The organism is Streptomyces sp. NPDC032091 (assembly GCF_055580265.1).
In genome coordinates this window covers 23,953-37,071 of sequence record NZ_JBVILR010000034.1, presented here as the reverse complement: position 1 = coordinate 37,071, position 13,119 = coordinate 23,953, and the positions used below count along the sequence as shown (strand labels likewise).

7 protein-coding genes are annotated in these 13,119 nt (G+C 73.9%); 6 read left to right on the top strand and 1 reads right to left on the bottom strand.

Features of this window, described 5'->3' with window-relative positions:
* Nucleotides 1-2 precede the first annotated feature (2 nt).
* Entirely contained in the window at nucleotides 3-236 is a 234-nt protein-coding gene (locus tag ACZ5NJ_RS35165) for a hypothetical protein (RefSeq protein ID WP_468770482.1), read from the top strand.
* 193 nt (nucleotides 237-429) lie between these two features.
* Here the strand turns inward: ACZ5NJ_RS35165 and ACZ5NJ_RS35160 are convergent, their stop codons facing one another.
* Complete coding sequence (locus ACZ5NJ_RS35160; RefSeq protein WP_468770480.1) at nucleotides 430-3,723, bottom strand: tetratricopeptide repeat protein; 3,294 nt, start codon at nucleotides 3,721-3,723, stop codon at nucleotides 430-432.
* Between the two features lie 221 nt (nucleotides 3,724-3,944).
* Between ACZ5NJ_RS35160 and ACZ5NJ_RS35155 the strand changes: the two genes are divergently transcribed.
* The 5 genes from ACZ5NJ_RS35155 to ACZ5NJ_RS35135 all read left to right on the top strand — a co-directional run bounded on the left by ACZ5NJ_RS35155 (nucleotide 3,945) and on the right by ACZ5NJ_RS35135 (nucleotide 13,008).
* On the top strand, nucleotides 3,945-5,999 hold the full coding sequence (locus tag ACZ5NJ_RS35155; RefSeq protein WP_468770478.1) for a thioredoxin domain-containing protein: 2,055 nt from the start codon (nucleotides 3,945-3,947) through the stop codon (nucleotides 5,997-5,999).
* Between the two features lie 277 nt (nucleotides 6,000-6,276).
* Nucleotides 6,277-7,572 (top strand): glycosyltransferase, encoded by a 1,296-nt coding sequence (locus tag ACZ5NJ_RS35150; protein WP_468770476.1) that lies wholly within the window; start codon nucleotides 6,277-6,279, stop codon nucleotides 7,570-7,572.
* A 227-nt stretch (nucleotides 7,573-7,799) separates the two neighbouring features.
* A complete protein-coding gene (locus ACZ5NJ_RS35145; RefSeq protein WP_468770543.1) occupies nucleotides 7,800-9,350 on the top strand; it encodes an ArnT family glycosyltransferase in 1,551 nt (516 codons plus the stop codon).
* Nucleotides 9,351-9,356: 6 nt separating this feature from the next.
* The gene (locus ACZ5NJ_RS35140; protein WP_468770475.1) at nucleotides 9,357-10,568 is read left to right on the top strand and encodes a glycosyltransferase; all 1,212 of its coding nucleotides are present in this window, start codon (nucleotides 9,357-9,359) and stop codon (nucleotides 10,566-10,568) included.
* A 22-nt stretch (nucleotides 10,569-10,590) separates the two neighbouring features.
* Nucleotides 10,591-13,008, top strand: a complete 2,418-nt coding sequence (locus tag ACZ5NJ_RS35135) for a galactose oxidase-like domain-containing protein (protein WP_468770473.1) — start codon at nucleotides 10,591-10,593, stop codon at nucleotides 13,006-13,008.
* The last annotated feature ends 111 nt before the right edge of the window (nucleotides 13,009-13,119 follow it).

Below are 13,119 nucleotides of genomic sequence, written 5' to 3'. Positions count from 1 at the left end.
CCATGAGCGCTATGCAGGCAGCAGTCACCCAGCTCGTTCCGCTGGCCGCCGACACCTTCGACAAGAACAAGGTGACGCCCGGCCTCCTCGGATTCATCGTGTTCGCCGCCCTCGCCCTCGGCGTGTGGGGCCTGATGAAGTCGATGAGCAAGCACATGGGACGGGTGAACTTCGAGGAGACCCCGGAGCCGGCCGGCGCGACGGCGGCCCCGGCCGCCGACGCCACCAAGGCCTGACCGCACACCACGGCCGAGCGCCCGCCCCGCCGCACCCCGGCGGGGCGGGCCACTGCCGCGCACGCACCCACCCGCACGGCGAGAGCACCGCTCACGTCGAAGAGCGGTGCCCGCGCGCGTGAGCGGCGCTCACGCCGCCGGCATGCGCTCGCCCCGGTGAGCACCGCTCACGCTCGCCCCGGTGAGGGGTCCCTCATGCCGACGGCGTCGGCAGGGAGACGCCCATCACCTCGCGGGCGCGCAGGTCCGGGACCAGGCCCAGGCGCCAGGCCTGCCAGCCCTCCGCCGGGTCCACACCCCGGGCCAGGACCGCCCCGTACGCCTCGACGCACTCCTCCAGGCGGTCCCCCCGCAGCCCGTGCGCGCCCTGCGCCAGCCCGGCCAGCTCCGCCCGGGCCGCGTCCGCACCCCCCGCCGTCCCCCCGTAGGGCAGCAGCGTGCACCGCAGGAACCGCGCCCAGTCCTCCCCGCGCCGGTCCCCGTACGAGCCGAACAGCACCGCCGCCTCCCCGCACAGCGCCAGCGCCTGCGGCACCCGCCCGTTCCCCGCGTCCACCACCGCCAGCTCCAGGCAGGTCCAGCCCTCCCCGTGAGCCAGCCCGATCCGCCGGAAATCGGCCCGCGCGTCCACCAGCAGCTGCCGGGCGAACCCGGAATTGCGCAGGTTGCCCGTCTGCGCCGCCCGCAGGTCCCGCGTCACCCGCCCCGAGTGGTAGCGGGCGTGCGCCAGCCCGTACACGTCCCGCATCCGCGAGAACATCGTCCGGGCCCGCTCCAGCTCCCGCACCGCCCGGTCCAGCCCGCCCTCCTCCTCCAGCGCCTGCCCCAGGTAGTACAGCGTCCACGCCTCACCCCGCGCGTCCTCCGCCAGCCGGTGCCGGGCCAGGGCGTCCCGCAGCCGCTGCAGCGCCGTCTCCGGATCCCCGGCGATCACCCGGGCCCGGCCCAGCTGCGTCAGCGCCCACGCCTCACCCCGGTCGTCGCGCGTCCGCCCGTACAGGCCGAGCGCCAGCAGCAGCCCCTCCTCCGCCCGCGATACGTCGCCCACCCGCAGGTGCACCTGCCCCAGCTGGAAGTGCGCCCACGCCTCCCCGTGCACGCTCTCGCTCTCCCGGTGCAGCGCCAGCGACCGCTCCAGCAGCGCCACCGCCTCCGCCAGGTGCCCCCGGTCCCGCTCGACCGCGCCCAGCGCGTGCAGCGACCACGCCCGGTCGCCCGCCAGATCCTCCGGCTCCTGGAGCGCCAGCGCCTCCCGGATCCGCGCCGCCGCCTCCGGCAGGTTCCCTTGATGGTGCAGGGTGATGCCCAGCGACAGCAGCGCCATCGCCGCCCCCGCCTCCTGCCGCGCCTCCTTGTACTGGTCCACCAGCGAGGTCAGCGTCGTCCGCGACTTGTCCAGCTCACCGAGCTGGCGCGCCGCGATACCGGTGCGCCACTGCACCGAGCGGTTCAGCCGCCCCTGGTCCACCGCCCGCGTCAGCTCGTTGATCTCACCCAGCCGGTACAGGTCCCCGCGCAGCAGGCAGAAGTCGCACAGCGCGCCCAGCAGGTCCAGCACCGCCTGCTGGTCCACCCCCTCCGACTGCCGCAGCGCCGCCGTGATGAAGCTCGACTCGTCGTCCAGCCAGCGCAGCGCCGCGTCCAGCGACGGGAAACCGTGCCCGCCGAAGTGGTTCGCCCGGGTCGACATCTTCCCGTCGACCATCCGGATCACCGCGTCCGCCAGCCGCGCGTAGTCCCGGATCAGCCGCTCGTGCGCGGCCGCCGCCTCCGCCCGGTCCTCGTCCGCCGCCAGCCGCGCCGCCGCGTACGAGCGCACCGCGTCGTGCACCCGGTACCGCTCCCCGCGTACGAGGTCCAGCAGGCCCGCCCGCGCCAGCTCGCCCAGCAGCCGCCCGGCCTCCACCCGCTCCGCGTCCGCCAGCGCCGCGGCCGCCGCCGCGCCCAGCGAGGCCCGCCCCGCCAGGGTGAGCCGGCGCAGCAGCCGGCGCCGCTCCTCGGGCAGGCGCACGTAGGCCAGCTCCAGGGCCCGCTCCAGCGTGCCCACCCCGCCCCCGCCGCTCACCCCGTCCGAGGCCCGCGCCGCCCCCAGCGGAGCCAGCACGCGCAGCGCCAGCGGCAGCCCCGCCGCCAGCTCCAGCAGCCCCGCCTCCGCCGCCGGCCCCGGTACGGGCTCGCCCGCCGCCCGCGCCCCGGCCCGCAGCACCTCGGCCGCCTCCGGCTCCGCCAGCCGCACCACCGGCAGCTGGTGCACCCAGGCCCCCAGGTCCGCGGGCAGCTCCAGCGGCTCCCGCGCCGTGACCAGCACCAGGCTCTCGGAGCGCTCCGGCACCAGCGCCCGCACCTGCTCCGGGTCCACCGCGTCGTCCAGCACCACCGTGACGGGCAGCCCCTGGAGGTGCTGGTGGTACAGCTCCCCGAGCCGGCGCACCTGCTGCTCGGCCGAGGCCCCCTCCCGGAACAGCAGCTGCTCCCGCGGGGCCCCGAGCCGGTTCAGCAGGTGCAGCAGCGCCTCCCGCGTCGACAGCGGCGCCTCGCCCGCGGCCGTCGCCCCGCCCCGCAGGTCCACCACGCACGCCCCGCGGAACTGGTCCCGCAGACCGTGCGCCGCCCGCAGCGCCAGCGCCGTACGGCCCACTCCCGGCTCACCGTGCAGGACGACCACCACCGGCCGCGTCTCCGTACTGGCCCGCGCCGTCTGCACCCACTGCGCGATCCGCGCCAGCTCCGCCCGGCGGCCGGTGAAGAGCGCGTCGGCGTCCGGGAGCTGCCCGAACGACTGCTCCAGCATGCTCCGCCGGCGCGCCTGGGCACTGCGGTCCGCCCCGCGCAACTGCGCCGGCACGGCCCCCCGCGCCGGGCCGGCACCCGCGGCACTCGCGGCGCCCCCGAAACCCCCGACGCCCGCGGCGCCGCCAGCACCCGAGCCCGCCGAGCCCGCGGCGGCCGCCGAACCCGCCCCGGCCACGGCCACGGCCCGCTCCTGCTCCAGGAAGGGCCGGATCCCGCGTACCTCCAGCGCCGTCAGCCACTTCAGCCTCAGCTGCTCCGGCCCGCCTGGGCGTCCCGCCGCCCCGGCCCGCCGGTTCGCGGCCGGTACGTGCACCGCCGCCACTCGCACCGCAGCCGTCACGGCCCCCGCCACGCCCACCACGATCCCCGCACTGAGCGCCGTACCGCCGTCGACGCCGAAGGCCAGGTCCGCCCCGGCGGCGGCCGCCGCGGCGACGGCCGTCACCAGCAGGGCCGTCCCGCTGCCGGCCCGCCGGAAGGCCTCCCCGAGCGACTGCTCCCCGGCGGCGGCCTCGTCGAGCGCGGCCACGTAGGCGGCGTACTCCTCGCCCGCCACCCCGGCCAGCCCCCCGAGCGCCTCCCGCCCCCGCGCGAGCAGGGCCTCACCCTCCACCCCGCCCCCCGCCCGCCGGACCTCCTCCCCGACGACCCGGGCCAGCACCCGCTCGGCCTCGACACGATGGCTGTCCCGCATCGGCATCCTCCTCGGAGAGCTCCGCAAACGTCCGCCAAGTGTCCTGCGCGACACCCGCCGGCGCGACCCAATCTGAGCTAGACCAGAGGCAGTTGACCCCCAATCGACCACCGCCGTGCATATATGTACGCCGAAGCCGGTTGGGTGGCCCGATGGGGGCGGCTCCGGCGCTCGGCTTGCCGCAGACGGGTTCCACGTCCCTCATGCGCGAGGATGGGCGCATGTCGAACCGCCTCGTGAACGAGACCTCGCCGTACCTGCTCCAGCACGCGGACAATCCCGTCGACTGGGCGCCCTGGTCGCCGGAGGCGTTCGCCGAGGCGCGGGAGCGGGGGGTGCCCGTGCTGCTCAGCGTCGGGTACTCCAGCTGCCACTGGTGTCACGTCATGGCGCACGAGTCGTTCGAGGACGAGCTGACCGCCGCTTATATGAATGAGCACTTCGTCAACGTCAAGGTCGACCGCGAGGAGCGGCCCGACGTCGATGCCGTGTACATGGAGGCCGTGCAGGCGGCGACCGGGCAGGGTGGGTGGCCCATGACCGTGTTCCTGACGCCCGACGCCGAGCCCTTCTACTTCGGGACCTACTTCCCGCCCGAGCCCCGGCACGGCATGCCCTCCTTCATGCAGGTGCTCGAAGGCGTGCGGGGGGCCTGGGTCGGGCGGCGCGAGGAGGTGGCCGAGGTCGCTCAGCGGATCGTGCGGGACCTCGCCGGGCGGCAGCTGGACTACGGGAAGGCCGGGGTGCCCGGGCCCGAGGAGCTGGGGCGGGCGCTGCTCGGGCTGACGCGCGAGTACGACGCCGTGCGCGGCGGGTTCGGCGGGGCGCCGAAGTTCCCGCCGTCCATGGTGCTGGAGTTCCTGCTGCGCCACCACGCCCGGACGGGGTCCGAGGGGGCCCTGCAGATGGCCGCCGACACCTGTGAGGCCATGGCCCGGGGCGGGATCTACGACCAGCTCGGCGGCGGGTTCGCGCGGTACTCCGTGGACCGGGAGTGGGTCGTGCCGCACTTCGAGAAGATGCTGTACGACAACGCGTTGTTGTGTCGCGTGTACGCGCATCTCTGGCGGGCCACCGGGTCCGATCTGGCGCGGGGGGTCGCGCTGGAGACCGCCGACTTCATGGTGCGGGAACTGCGGACGTCGGAGGGCGGGTTCGCCTCCGCGCTCGATGCCGACAGCGAGGAGGAGGGCAGCGGGCGGCACGTCGAGGGGGCGTATTACGCCTGGACGCCCCGGGAGCTGGCGGACGTGCTCGGGGAGGCGGACGGGGAGCTGGCCGCCGCGTACTTCGGGGTCACCGAGGAGGGGACCTTCGAGCACGGGAAGTCGGTGCTGCAGCTGCCGCAGGACGGGCCCGTGGTGGAGGCCGGCCGGGTCGCCTCGATCCGGGAGCGGCTGCTCGCGGCGCGCGGGAGGCGGCCCGCGCCCGGGCGGGACGACAAGGTCGTCGCCGCCTGGAACGGGCTGGCCATCGCCGCCCTCGCCGAGTGCGGGGCCTTCTTCGAGCGGCCGGATCTGGTCGAGCGGGCCATCGAGGCCGCCGACCTGCTGGTACGGGTGCACATGGACGGGATGGCCCGGCTGGCGCGGACCAGCCGGGACGGGCGCGTCGGTGCGAACGCCGGGGTGCTGGAGGACTACGGGGACGTCGCCGAGGGGTTCCTGGCCCTGGCCTCCGTCACGGGGGAGGGGGTGTGGCTGGAGTTCGCCGGGTTCCTCCTCGACCTCGTCCTGGCCCGGTTCACCGCCGAGGACGGCTCGCTCTACGACACCGCGCACGACGCCGAGCGGCTGATCCGGCGCCCCCAGGACCCGACCGACACCGCGGCCCCCTCCGGCTGGACGGCCGCCGCCGGCGCGCTGCTCTCGTACGCCGCGCACACCGGCTCGCGGGCCCACCGGGAGGCCGCCGAGCGGGCGCTCGCTGTGGTGCAGGCCCTCGGCCCGCGCGCCCCGCGTTTCATCGGGCACGGCCTGGCCGTGGCGGAGGCGCTCGTGGACGGGCCGCGCGAGGTGGCGGTGGTGGGGCATCCGGAGGATCCGGCGACGGCCGCCCTGCACCGCACCGCGTTGCTGGGGACGGCTCCCGGGGCGGTGGTGGCGGTCGGGCTGCCGCGTGCGGCGGACGGCAGCGGAGGGGAGTTCCCCCTGCTGACCGAGCGCACGCTCGTGCGCGACCTTCCGACGGCGTACGTGTGCCGGCACTTCGTCTGCGCGCGGCCTACGACCGAACCGGTCGAGCTGGCGGACCAGTTGGGTGTGGTTCATCCCTGAAAGGGCCGGAGTAGCGTCAATTCCGGTTGCTGTACATCAACTCGGAAATGTGGTTTTTAACTGGGCGGCGCCTCAGCTTCACATGCGCTGCCTAGTCTCGTGTCCTCGGGAGTCACCGAGGACAGGTACCGAGGACGGACACCGAGGAGAGTCACCGAGACGCGCACTGGGGGGTGCGCACGGAGGGGGCGGAGACGGCGGGCCGGGGGGCCCGCGCACGTCTCCGGGGGGTTTACCGGTCGCCGCCTGGGGTTGCGGCATGTCTGTGGGGGACGGTTTGTTCACCTCTGTCATTATTTCCGCCATTTCTCTTGCGCTCTTCTGGATGGCCGCCTTCACTCTCTGGTGGCAGATGCACGCCTGGCGCACACCCGAGACGCTCGCCTCGACCCGCTTCGACCGCCCCGACGGCGGCGACCGGCTGGCGTTCTCGCTCCTGCTGCCCGCCCGCCACGAGCAGGCCGTGCTGGAACACACCATCGACCGGCTCCTGGAGTCGGGCCACACCGACTACGAGATCATCGTGATCGTCGGCCACGACGACCCCGGGACCGCCGCAGTGGCCGACCGCGCCGCCGCCCGCGCGCCCGGGCACGTCCGCGTCGTCGTCGACCACAACGCGACGAAGAACAAGCCGAAGGCCCTCAACACCGCCCTCCCGCACTGCCGGGGCGACATCGTCGGGGTCTTCGACGCCGAGGACCAGGTCCACCCCCAGCTGCTGTCCCACGTCGACCACGCCTTCCGCGCCACCGGCGCCGACGTGGTCCAGGGCGGGGTCCAGCTGATCAACTTCCACTCCAGCTGGTACAGCCTGCGCAACTGCCTGGAGTACTTCTTCTGGTTCCGCTCCCGCCTCCACCTGCACGCCGAGAAGGGCTTCATCCCGCTCGGCGGCAACACCGTGTTCGTGCGCACCGAGGTGCTGCGCGAGGCCGGCGGCTGGGACCAGAACTGCCTCGCGGAGGACTGCGACCTGGGCGTGCGGCTCTCCTCGGTCGGCAAGAAGGTGGTCGTCGCGTACGACTCCGACATGGTCACCCGCGAGGAGACCCCGGGCTCGCTGATGAGCCTGCTCAAGCAGCGCACCCGCTGGAACCAGGGCTTCCTCCAGGTCTACCGGAAGAAGGACTGGCAGCAGCTGCCCGGCCGCGGGCAACGCTGGCTCGCCCGCTACACGCTGATGACCCCGTTCATGCAGGCCGCCTCAGGGGTGATCATCCCGGTCAACTTCGCCGTCGCGGTCTTCCTCGACGTGCCCGTCGGGGTCGCGATCGTCACCTTCCTGCCCATGATCACGGCACTGGTGACCTTCGTCTTCGAGATCGTCGGCCTGCACGACTTCGGCCGCCAGTACGGGCTGCGCGTGCGCTTCGTGCACTACCTCAAGCTCATCGCCGGCGGGCCCTTCTACCAGGTGATGCTGGCGGGCGCCGCGATCCGCGCCGTCTGGCGCGAGCAGCGCGGCCGCAACGAGTGGGAGCTGACCAGCCACACCGGCGCCCACCTGGAGACCGCCCCGGCCCCGGCCGCGCACGCCGCCGCCCCGATCCGAGAGGACGCCCACCGGTGACCGCCACCGTGCCCACGGCCACCGATCCGCAGCCGGCGGACCCGGCCGCCACCGCCCAGCTGCTGCCCGTACGCCGGCTGCCCGGCTCCGGCCACCCCGACGGCGACGACGGCACCGACACCCGAACCGGACCCGGCACCGGCGGCACCGACACCGGCACCGGCGGCACCGGCACCGGCGACGCCGACGGCGGCCTCGGCGTCCGCCCGCCCGCCCCCGTCCGCCCGCTGGTCCGTTTCCGCTCCTCGCGCCCCGACCTGATCCTCTGCGGGGCCCTGCTCCTGCTGATCGTCCTCGTCCAGGGCTGGAACATCACGAACTTCCCGACCCTGAGCGACGACGAGGGCACCTACCTCGCCCAGGCGTGGGCGGTCCAGCAGGGCGACGGCCTGGCGCACTACACGTACTGGTACGACCACCCGCCGCTCGGCTGGATACAGATCGCCGGGCTGACCTGGCTGCCGTCGCTGTTCGTGCCCGACTGGATGACGGTCGCGCCGATGCGCTTCTCGATGCTCGCCGTCTCCGCCGCCGGTTCCGTACTGATCTACGTACTGGCCCGCCGGCTGTGGCTGCCGCGCTGGGCGGCCGGGCTCGCGATGGGGCTGTTCGGGCTGTCCCCGCTCTCCGTGGTGCTCCAGCGGGAGATCTTCCTCGACAACCTCGCCGTGATGTGGATGCTGCTGGCCTTCTGCCTCGCCGCGTCCCCCAGCCGTCACCTGTGGCACCACTTCGGCTCCGGACTGGCCGCCGCCACCGCCGTCCTCACCAAGGAGACGATGCTGGTGGTGCTCCCGGCGCTGCTGGTGACGATGTGGCGCCACAGCCACCGCGACACCCGCAAGTTCGCCGTCACCGGGGCCGTCACCGCCTGCGCGCTGATCGGCCTGTCGTATCCGCTGTACGCGCTGCTCAACAACGAGCTGCTGCCCGGCGCCGGACACGTCTCCCTCATCGACGGCATCACCTACCAGATGAGCCGCCCCGGCTCCGGCTTCATCCTGGACCCCGGCTCCGGCTCCAACGGCGTCTTCCGCTCCTGGCTGTACTACGACACCGTCCTGCCGCTGGGCGGGCTGGCCGGCGCCGTCCTGCTGCTGGTCACCCACCGGTGGTCGGTCACCGCCCGGGCACTCGCCGGCCCGGCCCTGGCCGCCGTGATCCTCGCGGTGGTCGCCATGCGGCCCTCCGGCTACCTCCCGGCGATGTACGTGATCCAGGCCCTGCCCTTCCTCGCCCTGGTGCTCGCCGCCGCAGCGGCCAGCGTCACCCACGCCGTGCTGCGCCGGCGCCGGGGGCCGGGCGAGCGACGGGCCCTGGTGTACGGGCGCCGGGCGCTCGTCGGCGTCCTCGCCGTCGCGGCGGCCGCGTTCGTCCTGCCGCGCTGGTACGAGGGCGACCGCACCGCCCTCACCGCCGACGCCAACGCCCCCTACCGGCAGGCCGCCGCCTGGCTGGGCCGCGAGGTGCCCGACCCGGCGCACACCCGTGTCCTCGTGGACGACGCGCTCTGGCTCGACGCCGTTCACTCCGGTTTTGCACCCGGACCGGGCGCTATCTGGTTCTACAAGGCGGACCTCGACCCGGCGGTCACCAAGACCCTGCCCCGCGGCTGGCGGGACATCGACTACGTGGTCTCCTCGCCCACCGTGCGTCGCGACGCGGTGGACCTGCCCAGGGTGAAGGCTGCTCTGGAGCATTCGACCGCGGTCGCCGTCTTCGGTACGGGCGAGGACCGTATCGAGATCCGCCGCACCGACCGCGAGAGTGGGAGCTGAACCACCATGAGCGAGGACCTGTGGCCCCCGCACGCCCTGGACGATCCGGAAGTCGGCACTCCGCCGGTGCCCGCCGCGTCCGGCGGCGTCACCCTGATCATCCCGACCTTCAACGAGTCCGCCAACGTCGCCGAGCTGCTCCGCCGGCTCCGTGACGCCCTGCCGGCGAGCCCGCCCTGCGAGGTGCTGTTCGTCGACGACTCCACCGACGACACCCCGGCCCTCATCGAGAAGGCCGCCGCCGACTGCCCCTTCCCCGTGGCCGTCCTGCACCGCGACACCCCGGCCGGCGGCCTGGGCGGAGCCGTCGTCGAGGGCATCGCCCGGGCCGGCTCCGACTGGATCGTCGTCATGGACGCCGACCTCCAGCACCCGCCGCACCTGGTCCCCGAGCTGGTCGGCGAGGGCGACCGGACGGGGGCCGATCTCGTCGTCGCCTCCCGCTACCTGCCCGGCGGCAGCCGGGCCGGACTCGCCGGCGGCTACCGCGTCGCCGTCTCGCGCGGCGCGACCTGGCTGGCCAAGGGGCTCTTCCCGCGCGCCCTGCGCGGCATCAGCGACCCGATGAGCGGGTTCTTCGCCGTGCGCCGCCCGGCCGTCACCGGCGCCGTCACCGGCGGGGCGCTCAAGCCGCTCGGCTACAAGATCCTGCTGGAGCTGGCCGTCCGCTGCCGGCCGGCGAAGACCGCCGAGGTGCCCTTCGTCTTCCAGGACCGCTTCGCCGGCGCGTCCAAGTCCACCGCCCGCGAAGGGCTGCGCTTCCTGACCCACCTGGCCGCCCTCCGCTCGGCGAGCCCGCTCGCCCGGATGATCGGCTTCGGCCTGATCGGGCTCTCCGGCTTCGCCCCCAACCTCCTCGCGCTGTGGCTGCTCACCCACGCCGGGATGCAGTACCTGGCCGCCGAGGTCGTCGCCAACCAGGCCGGGGTGCTGTGGAACTTCCTCCTCATCGAGACCCTCCTCTTCCGCGACCGCCGCCGCCACCGCCACTGGGCGGACCGCGTCGGACGCTTCGCCCTCCTCGCCAACGCCGACCTGCTGCTGCGGATCCCGCTGATCGCGCTGTTCGTCGGCCGGTTCGGCCTCGGCGTGCTGCCCGCGACGGCCCTGGCGCTGGTCACCACCTTCGTCCTGCGCTTCGCCGCCACGGAGGCCCTCGTCTACCTGCCGCGCGGGCCACGCGCGGCGGCCCGTACCCGTCCCACGACCAGGAGTTGAGCCGCACCGAAAGGACCACCGCATGCCAAGGACGATCCGACGGAGGACGGGGCGCAGGGCCGCGCTGGCCGCCGTCGGGGCGATGACCGCAGGCCTGCTGCTCACCGCCCCCCAGCAGGCCACGGCCGGAGCGCCCAACCTGCTCACCAACCCCGGTTTCGAGACCGCCGGCGCGCCCGGCTCCGACATGCCGTCCTGCTGGGAGAAATCGGGCTGGGGCGACAACGACTTCACCTTCGCCACCGTCGCCGACGCCCACAGCGGCACCAAGGCCATGAGGGTCTCGCTCACCCGCCGCGTCGACGGCGACCGCAAGGCGCTGGTCACGGAGAACGCCACCTGCGCCCCGACCGTCGCACCGGGCAGGCAGTACGACCTGTCCGCCTGGTACAAGTCGAACACCCCGGACGTGGCGGTGACCGTGTTCCGCCACGACACCGCCGCCGGCTGGCAGTACTGGACCGACCTGCAGAACCCCCCGGTCAGTGCCGCCTGGTCGCGCACCCAGGTGCGTACGCCCGCCGTCCCGCCGAACACCGACAGGATCGCCTGGGGGCTGTCCGTCTACGGCGTGGGCACCCTCACCACCGACGACTACGCGCTGGAGGAAGTGGCCGCCGTCCCGCCCCAGGCCGGCTGCACGGGCACGGCGGAGGAGTGCGCGAAGGGCAAGTGGGAGGTGATGGGCACGCAGAACCCGGTGCGCTCGATGCACGCCGTGGTCCTGAAGAACGGCAAGGTGCTGCTGATCGCCGGCTCCGGCAACGACATCTCCCAGTTCAACGCCGGGACCTTCACCTCCGCCGTCTACGACCCGGTCGCCGGGACGGTCAAGACCATCCCGACGCCGGTGGACATGTTCTGCTCCGGGCACGTGCAGCTGGCCGACGGCCGGGTGCTGGTGATGAGCGGCAACAAGGGATACCCGTCCGCCGACGGCAAGATCGGCTACCAGGGGCTGAAGGACTCGTACGTCTTCGACCCCACGACCGAGACGTACACCAGGACCAACGACCTGAACGGCGGGCACTGGTACCCGTCCGCGACCGTCCTCGGCAACGGCGACGTGATCTCCTTCGGCGGCCTGAAGGAGGACTCCACCGGCAACGTCACCGCGGAGCGGTTCTCGGCGGCGCAGAACAAGTGGCTGCCGCTGAGCCAGGTCAACCAGACCTGGTCCTACTGGGGCCTGTACCCGTCGATGATCCTCATGCAGGACGGCCGGCTCTTCTACTCCGGCAGCCACACCTTCGGCAACGGCACCGCCGGATCCGGCTCCTCCGTCTACGACTACGGCGCCAACACCGTCACCGACGTGCCCGGGCTGCGGAAGAAGGACGAGCGCGACGAGTCGGCGAGCGTGCTGCTGCCCCCGGCCCAGGACCAGCGGGTCCTGACCATCGGCGGCGGCAACAACGAGACCAACCCGGCGGCGAACCGCCTCACCGACCTCATCGACCTCAAGAAGCCCAGCCCCGCCTACACCGCGGGCCCCGACCTCCCGCAGGGCCTCGTCGACCCAGGTACGGGCAAGCGCCCGCAGGCCGGGGCCGAGGGCAAGATGTACGTCTCCGCCGTGCTGCTGCCCGACGGCAAGGTGCTGGAGACCGGCGGCGGGCTGCACGACCGGGCCGACCCGGTGTTCGAGGCCTCCTTCTTCGACCCCGGGACCAACACCTACCAGCCGGGCCTGGCCACCGACCCGATCCCGCGGACCTACCACTCGGGGGCGTTCCTGCTGCCCGACGGCCGGGTCATGTCGGTCGGCGACAACCCGGGCAACGGCACGTACAACCACGCGGTGTCGGTCTACACCCCGCCCTACCTGTTCAAGGGCCCGCGCCCGAAGCTCACTTCGGTGATCGACACCGAGTGGGTGTACGGGGACACCCAGCGGATCACCGTCGACCGGCCCCTCGCCAAGGCGGAGCTGATCCGGCCGGCGGCGGTCACCCACTCCTCCGACCCCAACCAGCGGTTCGTCGACCTGCCGATGAGCGTGGTCAACGGCACCACCATCGACCTCAACGTGACCAGCAACCCCAACCTCGCCCCGCCCGGCTGGTACATGCTCTTCGGCGTCGACGCGGCCGGGATCCCCTCCGTCGCCACCTGGGTCCACCTGGGCGGTGCCCCCTCACTGGCCGCCGCGAAGCAGCAGCCCGCCGCGCACGAGCACACCTTCGCGAACGAACTGGCCGCGCCGAAGGAGAATCCGGGGCAGCGGGCGTCCGTCCCGGTCGCCCCCGCCGTGGCCGGCTGCGACCGGCACTACGGGACGGTCAACGTGTGCGTCCCGGCGGCCTTCCCGGCGGAGATGGCGAAGACCACACAGGCCCGCTGCGCCTGGCTGGCGGCGCACCGCTTCCCGCAGCGGATGAAGGTCAACGGCAGTGATCCGCTGCGCCTGGACGCGGACGGGGACGGCTGGACCTGTTAGCCGCTCGCACGGAAAAGGGGCCCCGCCGCGATCCGCGGCGGGGCCCCCTCCACGGGCCGCGCCCGGAGTGCGAGCTCCGGGCGGCCGTGCGATAACGGCAGGATGAAGCGC

Excerpts from the sequence above, each read along its gene's own strand:
- ACZ5NJ_RS35160 (WP_468770480.1), bottom strand. The coding sequence starts at position 3,723 with ATGCGGGACAGCCATCGTGTCGAGGCCGAGCGGGTGCTGGCCCGGGTC.
- ACZ5NJ_RS35140 (WP_468770475.1), top strand. The coding sequence starts at position 9,357 with ATGAGCGAGGACCTGTGGCCCCCGCACGCCCTGGACGATCCGGAAGTC.
- ACZ5NJ_RS35165 (WP_468770482.1), top strand. The coding sequence starts at position 3 with ATGAGCGCTATGCAGGCAGCAGTCACCCAGCTCGTTCCGCTGGCCGCC.
- ACZ5NJ_RS35135 (WP_468770473.1), top strand. The coding sequence starts at position 10,591 with ATGCCAAGGACGATCCGACGGAGGACGGGGCGCAGGGCCGCGCTGGCC.
- ACZ5NJ_RS35155 (WP_468770478.1), top strand. The coding sequence starts at position 3,945 with ATGTCGAACCGCCTCGTGAACGAGACCTCGCCGTACCTGCTCCAGCAC.